Origin of the sequence: Variovorax boronicumulans (assembly GCF_030812215.1) — a bacterium.
Lineage (GTDB): Bacteria > Pseudomonadota > Gammaproteobacteria > Burkholderiales > Burkholderiaceae_C > Variovorax > Variovorax boronicumulans_C.
Window position 1 is genome coordinate 290,061 of record NZ_JAUSSG010000008.1, and the last position, 16,281, is coordinate 306,341.

At 66.6% G+C, this 16,281-nt stretch carries 14 protein-coding genes; 9 read left to right on the top strand and 5 right to left on the bottom strand.

All coding sequences use genetic code 11. From position 1 onward, the window contains the following. Positions 1-4: 4 nt before the first annotated feature. Positions 5-295 (bottom strand): co-chaperone GroES, encoded by a 291-nt coding sequence (locus J2W23_RS21970; RefSeq protein ID WP_176660349.1) that lies wholly within the window; start codon positions 293-295, stop codon positions 5-7. Positions 296-558: 263 nt separating this feature from the next. Here J2W23_RS21970 and J2W23_RS21975 point away from each other — a divergent pair, with 263 nt between their 5' ends. Continuing rightward, positions 559-1,809, top strand: coding sequence for a Zn-dependent hydrolase (locus J2W23_RS21975; protein WP_307650244.1), 1,251 nt, complete (start codon positions 559-561; stop codon positions 1,807-1,809). Here J2W23_RS21975 and J2W23_RS21980 read toward each other — a convergent pair. Then, positions 1,787-2,737 carry a LysR family transcriptional regulator gene (locus J2W23_RS21980; RefSeq protein ID WP_307650245.1) on the bottom strand — a complete coding sequence of 317 codons (951 nt, stop codon included), beginning with the start codon at positions 2,735-2,737 and terminating at the stop codon, positions 1,787-1,789. The two genes, J2W23_RS21975 and J2W23_RS21980, sit on opposite strands and share 23 nt — an antisense overlap. Before the next feature lie 174 nt (positions 2,738-2,911). On the opposite strand from J2W23_RS21980, the gene pyrB reads away from it, so the two are divergent. Beyond that, complete coding sequence (pyrB, locus tag J2W23_RS21985; RefSeq protein WP_307650246.1) at positions 2,912-3,865, top strand: aspartate carbamoyltransferase; 954 nt, start codon at positions 2,912-2,914, stop codon at positions 3,863-3,865. Continuing rightward, complete coding sequence (locus tag J2W23_RS21990) at positions 3,859-4,614, top strand: sulfite exporter TauE/SafE family protein (RefSeq protein WP_307650247.1); 756 nt, start codon at positions 3,859-3,861, stop codon at positions 4,612-4,614. Before pyrB ends, J2W23_RS21990 begins: the two co-directional genes overlap by 7 nt. Positions 4,615-4,647: 33 nt before the next feature. On the opposite strand, the gene J2W23_RS21995 is transcribed toward J2W23_RS21990, so the two are convergent. Then, the gene (locus J2W23_RS21995; RefSeq protein WP_307650248.1) at positions 4,648-6,237 is read right to left on the bottom strand and encodes a phospholipase D family protein; all 1,590 of its coding nucleotides are present in this window, start codon (positions 6,235-6,237) and stop codon (positions 4,648-4,650) included. 174 nt (positions 6,238-6,411) lie between these two features. Here J2W23_RS21995 and J2W23_RS22000 point away from each other — a divergent pair, with 174 nt between their 5' ends. From J2W23_RS22000 to J2W23_RS22015, 4 genes are all read left to right on the top strand, one after another. Beyond that, positions 6,412-8,508: a TonB-dependent siderophore receptor gene (locus J2W23_RS22000; protein ID WP_373423973.1), complete on the top strand. Its 2,097-nt coding sequence runs from the start codon at positions 6,412-6,414 to the stop codon at positions 8,506-8,508. Positions 8,509-8,540: 32 nt separating this feature from the next. Then, positions 8,541-9,740 (top strand): PepSY-associated TM helix domain-containing protein, encoded by a 1,200-nt coding sequence (locus tag J2W23_RS22005; RefSeq protein ID WP_307650250.1) that lies wholly within the window; start codon positions 8,541-8,543, stop codon positions 9,738-9,740. Beyond that, the gene (locus J2W23_RS22010; RefSeq protein WP_176660357.1) at positions 9,737-9,943 is read left to right on the top strand and encodes a hypothetical protein; all 207 of its coding nucleotides are present in this window, start codon (positions 9,737-9,739) and stop codon (positions 9,941-9,943) included. The genes J2W23_RS22005 and J2W23_RS22010 overlap by 4 nt, the downstream gene beginning before the upstream one ends. A gap of 71 nt (positions 9,944-10,014) precedes the next feature. Beyond that, entirely contained in the window at positions 10,015-12,147 is a 2,133-nt protein-coding gene (locus J2W23_RS22015) for a TonB-dependent receptor (RefSeq protein ID WP_307650251.1), read from the top strand. A gap of 24 nt (positions 12,148-12,171) precedes the next feature. On the opposite strand, the gene metK is transcribed toward J2W23_RS22015, so the two are convergent. Continuing rightward, entirely contained in the window at positions 12,172-13,356 is a 1,185-nt protein-coding gene (metK, locus tag J2W23_RS22020; RefSeq protein ID WP_176660359.1) for a methionine adenosyltransferase, read from the bottom strand. 217 nt (positions 13,357-13,573) lie between these two features. Between metK and J2W23_RS22025 the strand changes: the two genes are divergently transcribed. Then, positions 13,574-14,470 carry a lysophospholipid acyltransferase family protein gene (locus tag J2W23_RS22025; protein WP_307650252.1) on the top strand — a complete coding sequence of 299 codons (897 nt, stop codon included), beginning with the start codon at positions 13,574-13,576 and terminating at the stop codon, positions 14,468-14,470. Next, positions 14,467-15,351, top strand: a complete 885-nt coding sequence (locus tag J2W23_RS22030; RefSeq protein ID WP_307650253.1) for an LpxL/LpxP family acyltransferase — start codon at positions 14,467-14,469, stop codon at positions 15,349-15,351. Before J2W23_RS22025 ends, J2W23_RS22030 begins: the two co-directional genes overlap by 4 nt. Here J2W23_RS22030 and J2W23_RS22035 read toward each other — a convergent pair whose 3' ends face one another. Further along, on the bottom strand, positions 15,352-16,266 hold the full coding sequence (locus tag J2W23_RS22035) for an alpha/beta fold hydrolase (protein WP_307650254.1): 915 nt from the start codon (positions 16,264-16,266) through the stop codon (positions 15,352-15,354). It lies immediately after the preceding gene. Positions 16,267-16,281: the final 15 nt, after the last annotated feature.

Below are 16,281 nucleotides of genomic sequence, written 5' to 3' on the forward strand. Positions count from 1 at the left end.
TGGATTACTTCTCGACGACAGCGAACAGGTCGTCTTCCTTCATGACCAGCAGTTCGTCGCCATCGACCTTGACGGTCTGGCCGCTGTACTTGCCGAACAGGACGCGGTCGCCGACCTTGACGGTCAGTGCGGCCAGGTCGCCCTTGTCGTTGCGCTTGCCCGGGCCGACGGCCAGGACTTCACCCTGATCGGGCTTTTCGGCGGCTGCGTCGGGGATGACGATGCCGGAGGCGGTCTTGGTTTCGCTGTCGATACGCTTGACGATCACGCGATCGGCCAAAGGACGAAGTTTCATTGCATCTCCTGGATATGGATAAGAAACGGGTTGGTGGTCGGGCGCCGGACCCGGAGGTTGGCGACCCATCGACTGGGAGCGAGGGCTGTTAGCACTCATCATCAGCGAGTGCTAATCATAAGGGCAATCGATGACGTTTCAAGGGCAGGGGATTGCCGCGGCGGCGCGAAGCACGCTGTTTGATGGCAGGCGAAAGTACGCTTTATGGCTTGCATTAACCGTTCGCGCTTCATGAAAAGCGTCGTGCCGGCCACGATGCAGGGATGCCTTCAACACTCACAATCCAGGCCGATCGCCTCTGGCAACGGCTGGAGACCCTCGCCTCGTTCACCCGCCCCGACGTTCCCTGGACTCGCCGGGCCTTTTCGCCGGAATTCGGCCGCGCAAGGGATTGGCTGCGCAGCCGGTTCGAGGAAGCCGGGCTCACCGTGGGGACTGACGCCGCCGGCAATCTGATCGGGCGCCGCGAGGGCACCCAGCCCGGACTGGCGCCGCTGGTCACCGGCTCGCACTGCGACACCGTGATGGGCGGTGGCCGTTTCGACGGCATCCTGGGCGTGCTCGCGGGGCTCGAGGCGGCGCAATCGCTCCACGAGGGCGGCGTCTTGTTGCGCCATCCGCTGGAAGTGATCGATTTCCTGTCCGAAGAACCCAGCGACTACGGTATTTCCTGCGTGGGAAGCCGCGCGTTCGCCGGCACGCTGGACGCGGCCATGCTCGCCTGCCGCAACGAGGCGGGCGAAAGTCTCGCAGAGGCGATGCGGCGCATCGGCGCCCGACCCGACGGCCTGGCCGCAGCGGCCCGCGGGCCCGGCGGCATCGCCGCTTTCGTGGAACTGCACATCGAGCAAGGCCCGGTGCTGGAGCGAGAAGGGTTGCCCATCGGGGTGGTCACCGACATCGTGGGCATCCGCCGCATCGCGTTCGCGGTGACCGGGCAACCGGATCACGCCGGCACCACTCCGATGGACATCCGCCGCGATGCCCTCGTCGGCGCAGCGCGGCTGATCGACGCGGTGCATCGCGAGGCCAGCGCCATGGACGGCCACCCGCACTATGTGGTGGCGACGGTCGGGCGGATCTCGATGAGCCCCAACGTGCCCAACGCCGTGCCCGGCCGGGTCGACATGGTGCTGGAGGTGCGCAGCAACGCGCAGGCGGTGCTCGACGACTTTCCCGAGCGCGTGATGGCGCTGTGCCACGACGACTTCCGGCGGCTGCGGGTCGGCTGCAGCGCCATGCCCCTGACGCAGACGCCGCCCACGCAGTGCGACGGCATCGTGATGCGGGCCATCGCCCAGGCCGCGGACCGCCTGGCACTGCCGCACCGGGCGTTGCCCAGCGGCGCCGGCCACGACGCCATGCACGTCGCGGCCACAGGCCCGATGGGGATGATCTTCATCCCCTGCCTCGACGGGCGCAGTCACTGCCAGGAAGAGTGGGCAAGCAAGGAACAGGTGGCCGCCGGCGCCCGGGTGCTTGCGGAAGCGCTCAGGGTGCTGGACGCACGCTAGTTGCCGCCGCTTCGAAGGCCTGCCCCGCCGCCACGACGGCGTCGATGACCTGCCGCAAACCCTTGCTCACTGGCTTGTCGTTGCGGGCAATCAGCGCGAGGGTGCGGCGCAGCGGCGGGTGGAGCGGGCGCAGGTCGAGTTCGGGGTGATGTCCCTGGCCCGTGACCGCCATCTTCGGCAGGATCGCCACGCCCAGCCCGGCCGCGACCATCGCCTTGATGGCTTCGACGCTGTCGAACTCCATGACCGGCGGCGAAGCATGCCCGCCGCGCCGCAGCCAATCGTCGACGATGCCCCGCGCGCTGGCTTCGGACACGAACTTCACGAGCGGCAGCGACTGCAACGCGGCCACTGTCACCTCGGCGGGCCAATCGATGCTGCCGCGCTGGCAGATGGCCACGAAGTCGTCGCTCAGGATCGGCGTGACCGACAGCGCGCGCGATGCGGCCGGCAGCGTGACCACCGCGGCGTCGACCGTGTTGTCCTCCACGCGTCGCACGCAGTCCTCGGTGTTGCCCGTGCTCACGATGATGTTGAGCAGCGGAAAGCGTGCGCGCAGGTCTCGCAGCGCCGGAGGCAGCAGGTAGAGGCAACTGGTGCCGCCGGTGCCCAGCCGAACGCGACCCGCCACGCCCGCCGAGTGGAAGGTGGCGGCGTTGATTGCGTTGGAAAGTGCTGCGGCCACCTGCGGAAGCTCCGCCATCAGGTCGGTGCCTGCGGGCGTGGGGCCGACGCGCCGGCCGACCCGTTCGATGAGGCGCACGCCCAGGCGTCTTTCGAGTTGCTTGACTTGCACGCTGACCGCCGGCTGCGTCAGGCCGAGTCGTTCGGCCGCGGCTGAAAAACTACCTAATTCGAGCACCAGTGAAAAAGTGCGCAATTGCTCGAAATTAATAGACGAAGCCAAATTATTTTTCATGAGGCGCATAACGATGCACGGCTTCTTTTAAGCATGCGTGAATACAAGAATGACTTGGGGAGGGGCAAAGAGCAAGAACATCGACTGAACGAATTGGATGCCAGGGCGGCAAGATCCGGACAGAAGGTTATATGCCAAGGACCCCGTGGAGGTATTTAAAAAAACTGCTCAAGGGGGAATGGCATGCAGGACCTTATTTCCATCGAGGATCTTTCCAGGGGCGATATCGAAAACCTGTTTTCGACTGTCGATCATTTATGGCGCACGCCTGATGCCTTCAGGCACGCGCTCGCCGGGCGTGTCGTGTGCACGCTCTTTTTCGAGCCAAGCACGCGAACGCGGCTGGGCTTCGAGGCAGCGGCGCACCGCCTGGGCGCGCGCGTGCTGAGCGTGTCCGACGTGCGCAATACGCGGCTGGAACTCGGCGAAAGTCTTCTGGACACCACACGCATGGTCGGCTTCTATTGCGACGCCGTGGTCGCGCGGCACATGGAGGACGGCGTCATGCGCCGCATCAAGGAAGCGGTGCGCGTGCCGCTCATCAATGCCGGCGAAGGACAGCTCGAACATCCGAGCCAGACGCTGATCGATCTCTATACGCTGAAAGAGCATTTCGGCGACATCGACAACCTGCATGTGGGCATTGCAGGCGGTATTCGTTATTCGCGGGCGGCGAAATCGCTGATTGCGGGGTTGCGCAAGTTCACCAATATCCGCCTCCATGTGGTCGATGCGGTGCACGAGGCGGACGAGGGCACGGAATTTCCCAGGGAGCTGGGGGAATTGAACGGTGTGCCGGCGCTCGAATATTCGTCCATGAAGGAAATGATCGGGCATGTCGACGTCGTGTACGTGGTTCGCGTACAGCAAGAAAAATTCACCGACCCGGCCGCCTACCGGTGTCAATTGCAGAAGTGCCGCCTGCATCGCGCGCTGCTGCCCCGCGCATTGCCGGGCTTGGTCGTCATGCATTGCCTGCCGCGCACCGACGAACTCGACGCGGATATCGACGACACCCCGCAGAACAAATATTTTCAGCAGGCGCGCCACGGCGTGGCCGTGCGAAGCGCCGTTCTGCTGCGGTGCCTTGCGGTCGAACCGGGCGTCGGAGCGCGTGGCCGGAGCCGGTCATGGTGATCGGCCTTGTGGTCCTGGCGCTGGGGCTTTTCATCGGCGTGGTGGCGGTCACTATCGGCGGTGGTGCGACGGCGGGCGTGCCGCTGCTGTTGCTCCTGGGACATTCGGCAGCGCAGAGCATCGCCACGGTCAAGTTCGCGCTGCTCGGCTCCTTTGTCACCGGCTCGCTGGCGCGCCGCGGCGACGCCGCCGAGCGCAAGGCGATGCCCTGGATGGTCTGGCCGCTGGCGGTCGTCGGGTCGGTATCGGGCTCGCTGCTGGTGGTCGGCATTGCCGACCGGGTGCTCAAGATCGTGGTGGCGCTGCTGATGGTCGTCATCCTCCTGATCACGCACCGGACCGATTTCTCGCAACGTCCGCGTGATGCGCATGCGCGCCTGCCGTCCGCATCAGTGGGCGTGGCAGTGATCTTCGGGCTGTGCGTGTATTCGGGCTTCTTCGGCGCGGGCTTCGGCACCTTCCTGATCTTTGCGCTGATGCACTGCTACGGCTTCACGTTCAGCGAAAGTGCGGCAGTCATGACACGCATCAACCTGCTGGTGGTCGGGGCATCGGTGACCACGTTCGTCTCCAGCGGCGCCGTCGACTTCCGCCTGGGCATTCCCTTGTTCATCGGGTGTGCGGTGGGGGGATGGCTCGGTGCGTGGGTGGCCCGCGTGGCGAACCCGAAGCGCATGAAGGCCGCCTTTCAGGCTTTCACACTGTTGCTGGGTGCCAAGCTGTTGTGGGAAGCGTGGGTGGCGGGTTAGGGGCGGCGTGCGCAGCCCGTGGTCGCCGAGCCGCTACAGCTGGTCCGTCGGCACGAACCACGAGAAAAGCAGCAGTTGCAGCCGGGTCAGCATGCTCGAATCCGGCTCGCTGTCGAGCACTTCGTTGGTGACGTCGCCGGTGCCGATCCACTGCACGTTCTGGCCGTCCGGTTTCAGCACCACGCGGTAGACGCCCTCGATATCGTCCAGCTGGTAGGCGAAAAGCAGGGCCTGCGTCAGGTCGAAGCTGCGCACCCGCACGCCGAACTCCGTGTTCAGCAGGGCAGAGCGCGGATCCAGGTTCATGGAGCCCAGCAGCACCCATTGGCGGTCGACCAGCGCCAGCTTGGCGTGCAGGCGGCCGCGCGCTTTCTTGAGCAGGTCGCGGAACTGGCCGCTGCGGCGCAGTTGCTGCGTGCTGACCTCATACAGGTTCACGCCCAGCTTGAGCATGTCGACGCGGTAGCGGTTGTAGTTGATGTTGACCAGCGGCTCGTCGCTGTCGGCAAGGGAGTTGGTGATGACGGTGATGTTGATCCCGTGCTCGCGTCCCATGCGGATGCGCGCCATGCCCTCGTCGCCCGGTATGAAGTAGGGCGAGATCACCACCACGTTCGACTGCGCGGTGGCCAGCATTTCATGGAAGCGCTGCGCCAGCGATTCGGTGGGGTGCGCCATGACGCCCAGCGCCTTGTTGGGGCTGTCGGCGGTGGCATGCGCTTCGGCGCGCATCCACTTCGCCTCGTCGATGTTCGCCAGTTGCGCTGCCAGCGGTGGGTCGCCCAGCAGGTCGGTAGCCGCCAGCGGGTCGGGCGGCGGGGCGTAGCGGGGGGAGGTGTCGGTTTCGAACGCGGACTTCAGCTCGTCCGGCGTGCGGCTCGTGCCGGCAACCCGCTGCAGCGGGTAGACCACGTCGCTGTTCCAGTAGGTGTCGAAGATGGCTGCCGACTCCCGAACCACCGGGCCGGCCATGAGCACTTCGAAGTCGATGAAGTTCGCGCTCTCGCTGCGCAGGAAATACTCGTCGGCCAGGTTGCGGCCACCGGCAATGGCCATGGCGCCGTCGGCCACGAACAGCTTGTTGTGCATGCGGTGGTTGAGTCGCCGGAAATCGCCGAAGAACTCCAGCCACCGCCCGGACGAGTGATCGCGCATGTTCACGAACGGGTTGAAGAGCCGCACTTCGGCGTTGGGCTCCGCGGCCAGGCCCAGCAGCAGGCGGTCCATGCCCGCGGTGTAGAAATCGTCGAGCAGCAGGCGCACGCGCACGCCGCGGCGCGCGGCGTCGCGCAACTCCCGCAGCAGGAGCCGGCCGGTCTTGTCGTTGCCCAGCTGGTAGGTCTGCACGTCGAGCGAGGACTGGGCGCGCCGCATCAGCTCCAGCCGCGCATCGAGTGCATAGGAAGCCTCGATCAGCGGCCGGAGGCTGGAGAGTCCGTCGGGCGGCGTGTTCAGGCTGATGGCGGCGCGGCCGAGCGCGGTGGCGGGGGAGGCTGCGATCGCCTCGGTCGGCGGTTCGGGCGTGCGCGGCGGGAGCCCGGCGCAACCCGTCAATGCAAGGGCGATCAGCAGCAGTGCCGGTGCGCGCAACGCAGGAATCAGAAGGGCTATGAGCTTGTGCATGAGACCTGCCGGCACGGAGAAATGTGCCCGCGGCATCGTAGCCGCTCTGCTCTGCGCCGAGGATGCAAATGCGCAACGCAACCCCCTGTGCTGCGCCCGGGGATTGGATAAATTGAGATTTTTTACCTACTAAAATGAGAACTATTCTTAATTGATACTTGGAGTGGAGCAGAGATGACGAGGAAGTTGGTGCGGCAGAGGGCCGCTTCGGTTCTGGTGGGATGCATGGCTGTTTACGCGCAGCATCAGGCGTTGGCCCAGACGGCTGCCCAGGGTTCGCTGCCGGAAGTGCGGGTCGATGCGAACGCCGAAGCCGAAACCGCGACCAGCCCCGTCATCGGCTACCGCGCGAAGAATGCCGTCACCGCCACCAAGACCGACACGCCGCTGTCCGAAACGCCGCAATCCGTGACTGTCGTGACGCGCGACCAGATCGTCGACCAGGGCGCGACCAACCTGCAGGACGCGCTCAACTACGCCGCCGGCGTGCGCTCCGACGCCTACGGCCTCGACTCGCGGACCGATTCGGTGCGGGTGCGCGGCGCCACCCCCGACGTCTACCTCGACGGCCTGCGCCAGGCCTACGGCTACTACACCAGCACCACCCGCACCGACCCCTATACGCTGGAGCGGCTCGAAGTGCTGCGCGGCCCCTCGGGCATGCTGTTCGGCGCGGGCACGGCCGCGGGCGTGGTCAACATGGTCAGCAAGCGGCCGCTGCAGGAGGCCCAGCGCGAAGTGGGCGTGCAGTTCGGCAGTTTCGGCCGCAAGCAGATCCAGGCCGACCTGACCGGGCCGCTCAATGCCGACGGCTCCCTGTCGTACCGGTTGATTGCCGTGCAGCGCAAGTCGGATACGCAGGTCGACTACGTGCCCGACGACCGCAGCCTGATCGCCCCCTCGCTCACCTGGCGGCCCAGCGCGGCGACCTCGCTCACGCTGCAAGGCCTGTGGCAAAAGGACAAGAGTGGCAGCAGCTCGCAGTTCCTGCCGTGGGAGGGCACCCTGGTGCCGAACCCCAACGGGCGCCTGCCGGGCAGCCGCTACATCGGTGAGCCGGGCGACTTCTACAACAGCGAGCGCAAGACCTTCGGCTGGCAGTTCGAACACAAGTTCAACGACAACTGGACCGTGCGGCAGAACTTCCGCTATGCGCAGAACGAAAACGCCAACCAATACCACTATGGCGCCGCGTTCAGCGGGTTCGACAGCTGGTCCAGCGATCCGATCTTCAAGCGCGTGCTGGGCCGCTACTTCGACAACCAGCTGACCCTCAACCGCACCCAGACGCTGGACAACCACGTCGAGGGCCATTTCCAGACCGGTGCCTTCAAGCACACGCTGCTGGTGGGCGCGGATTTCGCGCGCCAGCGCGAGAACGTCTGGAGCGGCACCAATGTCGACAGCATCGACATCTACGCGCCGGTCTATGGTCACCGCGACGTGCCTGACGCCACCGCGCTGCCGCGCACGCGCCAGCGCCAGACGGGCATCTACCTGCAGGACCAGATCAAGCTCGACAACTGGATCTTCGTGGCGGGCCTGCGCCACGACCGGGCCTCCTCCAGCGCCGTCGGCAGCGAGGAACAAAAGAGCAGCGCCACCACCAAGCGTCTGGGCGTGATGTACGCGTCGCCTTCGGGCTGGTCGCCGTATGTGAGCTACAGCGAGTCGTTCACGCCGCAGTCGCCGCGCCAGGGCCGCATCTTCACGCCGCTGCGCGGCGAACAGTGGGAAGTGGGCGTGAAATACGAACCCAAGGATCGCGCCCTGGCCTTCAGCGCCGCGGTGTACGACCTGCGCGAGAAGAACCAGGTCGTCGAGGAACAGCCGAACGTGTTCTCGCAGCGCGGCCTCACCAAGACCAAGGGCGTGGAACTCGAAGCCAAGGGCTCGATCGGTTCCAACCTCGACCTGATCGCCCACTACAACTACATCGATGCCGATGCGCAGATCGAAGGCCTGCCCAAGCACCAGGCCAGCGTCTGGGCGAAGTACAGGTTCTCCATCGGCGGCGCGAGCGGCTTCTCGGCCGGCGCCGGCGTGCGGGCGATGAGCTCGTTCCGCGACCTCCAGTTCGGCATTGGCCCCCGCATCCCGGGCGTCGTCCTGGCCGACCTGGTGTTCGCCTACGACACCGCGAGTTGGCGCTATGCGCTCAACATCAACAACGTGACGGACAAGAAGTACTTCTCTACCTGCCTGTCGCGTGGAGACTGCTGGTACGGTTCGCGCCGCAACATCGTCGCGAGCGCAACCTACCGCTTCTAGCCGCAACCTTCAACCCACAGAGCCGCAACGACATGAACAGCCGAAAGATCAAGACCTGGGCCTGGGTGCACAAGTGGAGCAGCCTCGTGTGCACGGTGTTCATGCTGCTCCTGTGCATCACCGGGCTGCCGCTGATCTTCCATCACGAGATCGGGCACCTGCTGGGCACCGAGGTCGAGGCGCCGAAGATGCCGGCCAACACGCCGCGCGTCAGCCTGGACAAGGTGCTGGAGATCGCCAGGTCCAAGCACCCCGACCGCGTGGTGCAGTTCGTCTCGCAGCCCGAGGACGACGACGGCCTGTGGTTCGTCACGCTCACGCCCACGCCGGCGCCCACGGACGACTTCAAGTCGGTCGCGGTCGATGCGCGCACGGGCGTCGTGCTGGCCCAGCCCAAGTTCGACGAAGGCTTCATGTACGTGATGTTCAAGCTGCACGTCGACCTCTTCGCCGGGCTTCCCGGCAAGCTGTTCCTCGGCTTCATGGGCTTCCTGCTGCTGGTGGCGATCGTCTCGGGCGTGGTGCTCTATTCGCCCTTCATGCGCAAGCTCGACTTCGGCACCGTGCGGCGCGAGAAGCGCCCGCGCCTGAAGTGGCTCGACCTGCACAACCTCCTGGGCATCGTCACGCTGGTATGGCTGTTCGTGGTGGGCTCCACCGGCATGATCAACACGTGGGCCGACCTGGTCATCAAGTACTGGCAGTACGACCAGCTCAGCGCGCTGCTCGCGCCCTACAAGGACGAACCGGTCGTGGCCGTGGCCGAACGCGGCTCGGTGCAGCGCTCGATGGACGAGGCATTGAAGCGCACGCCCGGCATGAAGCTGACGTTCATCGCGTTCCCCGGCACCGCGTTCTCGAGCCCGCACCACAACACCTTCTTCATGCGCGGCAACGAGCCCTTCACCTCGAAGCTGCTGCAGCCGGTGCTGGTCGATGCCAAGACCGCGGAGGTGACGGCGGCGCCGAAGATGCCGTGGTACCTCACGGCCCTGCTGGTGTCGCAGCCGCTGCATTTCGGCGACTACGGCGGCATGCCGATGCAGATCCTCTGGGCCTTGCTCGATATCGCGACCATCATCGTGCTGGGCAGCGGGCTCTACCTGTGGCTCAAGCGCGGCAACACCGTGCCGGCGAAGACACCTGGGGCTTCGCCCGCCTCGGGGCGCGCGCCGCCCACGGCATCGGGCGCACAGCCCGATCCGGCACCGGCCATGAAGGTGCAGGCATGACGACTCATCACCACAAGACGCCGCACCAGTCCTTCTGGCGCATGTGGGGCTGGCCGATCGTGCTCGGCGTGCTGACGACCATCGGACTGATCTCCGCGCTCTTCAGCGACGGTGGGTTCGGCGACATGCTGGCCTGGTTCGCGCTCGGCATTCCGGTCGTCGTGTGCGCCTGGTACGGCTGGCGCCGGTCGCCCAAGCGCTAGCCGCACGTCGTTCGTTCTCGTCGGGTTCTCGCTAGGCGAGGGCTCCGGCGCACCAACGCAGAATCGGTGCAATGAATGTTGCACTCGCCAACGCCGTTCGACTGCTCTTGCTGGGCATTCCATTCGCGGCACATGCCCAGCCAGCGCCAACGGCCAGAGCGACGACGGACCAACTGCCCGAGGTCACCGTCTCCACGCCGCGCGGCCAGGTCGCACCGTTCAACGTGCCCGGTTCGGTCGACCGGATCGATGGCGAGGAGATGCGCGAGGGCCGCCTGCAGGTGAACCTCTCCGAAAGCCTCGGCGCGGTGCCGGGGCTGCAGGTGCAGAACCGGCTGAATTACGCGCAGGACCTGCAGCTGTCGATCCGCGGCTTCGGTGCGCGCTCGACCTTCGGCGTTCGCGGGGTGCGGCTCTATGTCGATGGCATCCCGGCCACGCTGCCCGACGGGCAGGGGCAGACGTCGAACATCGACATCGGTTCGGTCGATCGCGTCGAGGTCTTGCGCGGGCCGTTTTCGGCGCTCTACGGCAATTCATCGGGCGGCGTGATGCAGGCCTTCACCGCATCGGGGGAGGGCGCACCGCGTCTTTCGTATTCCGCAGCCGGCGGCAGCTTCGGCACCTGGCGGCAGTCGATGCAGGTCAGCGGATCGCAAGGCGCCGTCGACTACCTGCTGGGCGCGAGCCGTTTCCACACCGACGGCTGGCGCGAGCACAGCGCCGCGCGGCGCGATATCGCCAACGGCAAGCTGGGCATTGCGCTGGACAACGGCGACAAGCTCACGCTCGTGCTCAACAGCGTGCGCATCGACGCACAGGACCCACTGGGCCTGACCGCCGACCAGTACGCGCGAGCGCCCCGCAACGCGCCGCTCGCGATGCAGTACGACACGCGCAAGACGGTCGAGCAGACGCAACTCGGCATGCTCTACGAGCGGCGCATCGACGCGACCCAGGGGCTGCGCTTCATGGTCTATGGCGGCGAGCGCAAGACCACGCAGTACCAATCGATCCCGCCCTCGGCCGAGCAGAACCCGCTGCACGCGGGCGGGGTGATCGATCTCTCGCGGCAGTACGGCGGCGTCGATGTGCGCTGGACCGCCGCGCTGCAGTTGGCCGACCGACCGCTGGACGTGGTGGCGGGCCTCGGCTACGACAGCCTGCGCGAGCGCCGCCGCGGCTACGAGAACTACCTCGGCAGTGTCGCGAACCCGGTGCTGGGCGTGCAGGGGCGCCTGCGCCGCAGCGAGCGCAACGAGGTGTGGAACCTCGACCCCTACGCGCAGGCCACCTGGCGCTTCACCGACCGCTGGACACTCGAGGCCGGCGTGCGCCGCAGCAGCGTGCACTTCGCATCGAACGACCGCTACATCGTGGGCCCGAACCGCGACGACAGCGGCACCGCGCGCTACAGCAAGACGCTGCCGGTTGCGTCGCTGCGCTACCAAGCGACGCCGGACCTGGCGCTCTACGGCTCCATCGGCCGCGGATTCGAGACGCCGACGCTCAACGAACTGTCGTACCGCGCGGGTGGCGCGAGCGGGCTCAACTTCGCGCTGCGGCCATCGGTGAACGACAGCATCGAGTTGGGCGCGAAGGCGCGGCTCGCCGGCGGGCTGCTGACGGCTGCGCTGTTCCAGACCCGCACGCGCGACGAGATCGTGACCGACACCAACGTTGGCGGCCGGGCCACCTTCCAGAACGCGGGGCGCACGCGGCGCAACGGTTTCGAACTCGGCTGGCAGCACGAGACGTCGAACCACTGGCGCACGCAGCTCGCCTACACATGGCTCGATGCGACGTACCGCGATGCCTTCTGCTCGCCGTCGCCCTGCGCGGCGGCCAACACCGTGGCCGGCGGCAACCGCATTCCGGGCATCGCGCGGCAGTCGCTCTTCGCGTCGCTGGGCTGGGTGCCGCCCGAGGGCTGGCGCGCCGGTGTCGAGTTGCGCGCGCTCGGGCGCATCCAGGCGAACGACGTCAACACGGCGAGCGCGCCGGGCTATGCCGTCGCGGCGCTGTATGCGGGCTATCTGAAGAAATGGGAGCGCTGGGAGTTCAACGCTTTCGCGCGTGTCGACAACCTGTTCGACCGGCGCTACGTGGGCTCGGTCATCGTCAACGAAGGCAATGCGCGCTATTACGAGCCTGCGCCAGGCCGTAACTGGACGGTGGGTCTCGGCGGTGCGTACCGCTTCTGACGACCCACCGTCTTTTCGATCTGCTTACTTGAGGCCGGCTGCTGCGCGCAGGGCAGCCGCTTGCGTCGTCGCTTCCCAGGTGAACTCGGGCTCTTCGCGGCCGAAGTGGCCGTAGGCGGCGGTCTTCTGGTAGATCGGGCGCAGCAGGTCGAGCATCTGGATGATGCCCTTCGGACGCAGGTCGAAGTGTTCGCGCACGAGTTCGGCGATCTTCTCGTCCGAGATCACGCCCGTGCCTTCGGTGTAGACCGTGATGTTCATCGGCTGGGCCACGCCGATCGCGTACGCGACCTGGATCTGGCACTGGCGCGCCAGGCCCGCGGCCACGATGTTCTTGGCCACGTAGCGCGCGGCGTAGGCAGCCGAGCGGTCGACCTTGGACGGGTCCTTGCCCGAGAACGCGCCGCCGCCGTGCGGGCAGGCGCCGCCGTAGGTGTCGACGATGATCTTGCGGCCGGTGAGGCCGCAGTCGCCCTGCGGGCCGCCGATGACGAAGCGACCGGTCGGATTGATCAGGTAGCGCGTGTCCTTGAGCCATTCCTTGGGCAGCACGGGCTTGATGATCTCTTCGATGATGGCTTCGTTGAACGAGGCCTTCATCTTGGTCGAGGTCTCGCTCTGGTCGGGGCTGTGCTGCGTGGAGAGCACCACGGTGTCGATGCTGTGGGGCTTGCCGTCCACGTAGCGCATCGTGACCTGGCTCTTGGCGTCGGGGCGCAGGAAGGGCAGGCGGCCGTCCTTGCGCAACTGGGCCTGGCGCTCGACCAGGCGGTGCGCGTAGTAGATCGGCGCGGGCATCAGCTCGGGCGTTTCGTCGCAGGCGTAGCCGAACATCAGGCCCTGGTCGCCGGCGCCGGTGTTCAGGTGGTCGTCGGAGGCGTGGTCCACGCCCTGGGCGATGTCGTTGGACTGCTTGTCGTAGCAGACCATCACCGCGCAGCCCTTGTAGTCGATGCCGTACTCGGTGTTGTCGTAGCCGATGCGCTTGATGGTGTCGCGCGCGACCTGGATGTAGTCGACGTGCGCGTTGGTCGTGATTTCGCCGGCGAGCACCACGAGGCCGGTATTGGTCAGCGTCTCGGCGGCCACGCGGCTGCGGGGGTCCTGCTCGAAGATCGCGTCCAGGATGGCGTCGGAGATCTGGTCGGCGACCTTGTCGGGGTGGCCTTCGGAAACGGATTCGGAAGTGAAGAGGAAGTCGTTCGCCATTTGTTCAAAGCTCCTTGAAGTGGTTTGGCGCGTTGCCAACTCTGCGGAGCCCTGGCGAACGCTTTAGCAGATGCCGAGGAATCGGCGGAACACAATCGCTTTGCGCTTGTGGTTGTCGCCCTGCAAGTTGTTCCGTAACTCGGCGACAATTTGCATTCTATTAGAGCCGCGCAATACCATGCGCGCGCGTCCGTTTTTTGACTCCCTTCCCCGTTCAATGATCACCCTGTTTCGCCTGCTCGCCCGCGTGCCGATGCCGTTGATGCATCGCCTGGGTGCCATGCTGGGCTGGCTGGTCTGGTTCTGCGCGCCGGACTATCGCCGCCGATTCAAGGCCAATGCCGAAAGCGCGGGTTTCGCCCCCGACCAATACCGCCCCGCCATCGCCGCCGCCGGCCACATGGCGTCCGAGCTGCCCTGGCTGTGGTTGCGGCCGCAGGGGGAGAGCGTGCTGCCGCGCGTGGTGCGCTGGGAAGGCGTCGAGGCCTTCGAGGCCGCCATGCGGGCGAAGAAGGGCGTGATCCTGGTCGCGCCGCACCTGGGCAGCTGGGAGATGTGCGGGCAGGCGATCGGCGAGCGCTTCTTCGAGGCCTTCGGGCCGATCACCGCGCTGTTCCGCCCCGCGCGCAAGAAGTGGATGGCCGACCTGATCGCCGCCGGCTCGCGCGACCGGCCGGGCCTGCAGACGCTGCCGACCAACAACACCGGCGTGCGCGGCCTCATCCGTACGCTGCGCAGCGGCGGCTACACCGGCATCCTGCCCGACCAGGTGCCGCCGATGGGGCAGGGCGTGTGGGTGCCATTCCTCGGCCGGCCGGCCTACACCATGACCTTGCTCCCGCGCCTCGCGCAGCAGACCGGTGCCGCGTGTTTTCTCAGCGTGTGCGAGCGACTGCCGCGCGGCGCGGGCTACGTGATCCGCTTCGAACCCATCGTGGGCACGGCGCTGACCGACCCGAACGCTTCTGTCGAAGACGCGGCCGCGGCGATGAACGACGGCATCGGCCGCCTGATCCGCAGCCTGCCCGGCCAATACGTCTGGGACTACGCGCGCTACAAGGAGCCGCGCGCCGACCGGGCTGTCGCGGCCATTACCGGGGAGCAGACGCCATGAGCCTCAGCTCGCGCCTGGGCATCGGCTTCATGCGGGTGCTGGCACCGCTGCCGCTGCCGCTCGTGCGCGGCTTCAGCAAGATTCTCGGCCGCTTGCTGCACACGATCGCCGTGCCGCGGCGGCGCGTGGTCGACAGGAACCTCGCCATTTGCTTCCCCCAGAAATCGGAGGCCGAGCGCCGCGCCATTGCGCGCGAGACCTTCGTCTTCGTCGCGCAGTCGTGGCTGGACCGCAGCTGGCTCTGGCATGCGCCGGAAAAGGTGGTGGCGAGCCGCTTGAAGATCGTGGGCTCCGAGTCCGAGATCCGCGAAATCGCCGAAGGCGACGCGCCGATGATCCTGTTCGCGCCGCACTTCTATGGCCTCGACGCCGCGGCCACCGCGCTCACCATGCACACCGCGCGCCCCTCGGCCACGATCTACACGACACAGCGCGACCCGATGGTCGACGCCTGGATCCGCGAAGGCCGCACGCGCTTCGGCGACGTGGCGGCGCTCAACCGGGTGGACGGCATCAAGCCGGTGCTCTCGGGCCTGCGCAAGGGCGGCCTGCTGTACCTCTTGCCCGACATGGACTTCGGCCGCGACCAGACGATCTTCGTGCCGTTCTACGGCGTGCAGGCCGCGACCGTGCCTTCGCTGTCGCGTTTCGCGCGGCTGGGCAAGGCCAAGGTGGTGCCGGTGGTGGCGAAGCTCACGCCTGGCGGCTACGAGATCGAGGTGAAGCCAACGTGGCAGAACTTCCCCACTGACGATGTCGAGGCCGACACCGCGCTCATGAACGAGCGACTGCAGGGCTACATCGACACGATGCCGTCCCAGTACTACTGGGTGCATCGCCGCTTCAAGACCCGCCCTGAAGGCGAGCCCAATATCTACTGATTACGCGTTGCGCTGCAGGAAGGACTCGATCTCGCGCGCGACCAGTTGCGGCTGCTCGTGCACGATCCAGTGGGTCGCGTTGGGCACCTTCTTGAGCTCGAGCTTCGGCACATATTCCTCCAGCCCTTCGAGCAGGCCCGGCAGCAGCGCCGCGTCGTCCAGCGCCCAGAACACGAAGGTGGGCACGTTCACCGTGAGCCGCTCGCGCGGCAGCACCGGGATGCCGTCGATGCTCTGGCCCGGCAGCGGCGGCTTCATCGGCGTCACGCGGTAGAGGTTGCAGGCGCCAGTGAGGCCCGCGCTCCAGACTTCGCGGTACTGCTGCTTCACTTCCTCGGTGAGCCAGCCGAAGCCGTCGGGGCCGGCCTTCATCAGCGTGAAGAACGGCCACATGCGCTTGAAGTCGTCCGCCGCGAGCAGCGCTTCGGCATCGGGACGGGCCAGGAAATTCATATACGCGCTCGCCTGCTGCTGCGCCGGGCTGTTGCGCAACTCGCGGGTGAAGGTGCCCGGGTGCGGCGAATTGATGATGACCAGCTTGCCGACCTGCGCCGGAAACGCATTGGCGTAACCCCAGGCGAAGGCGCCGCCCCAGTCGTGCGCGACCAGCGCGGCCATCGTCCCGTCGGCGCTTTCGGTGGCAACGAGCTGCTGGATGTCCTGGATCAGCAGGTGCGCCTTGTACTCGGCCACCTCGGTCGGCGAACTGGATTTCTCGAAGCCGCGCAGGTTGGGCGCCACGCAGCGGTAGCCGCCGTGGGCCGGGTCCGCGAAGTAGTCGAGCAGTTCGTCCCAGATGAACGCGGCCTCGGGAAAACCGTGCAGGAACACCATCAGCGGCTGGCCCGGCTTGCCGCTCGCGCGGCAACTCAGTGTGGTGCCGTTGGGCAGGCTGCGTTGGAAGGTCTCGATCATGCTTCGTGTCTCCTT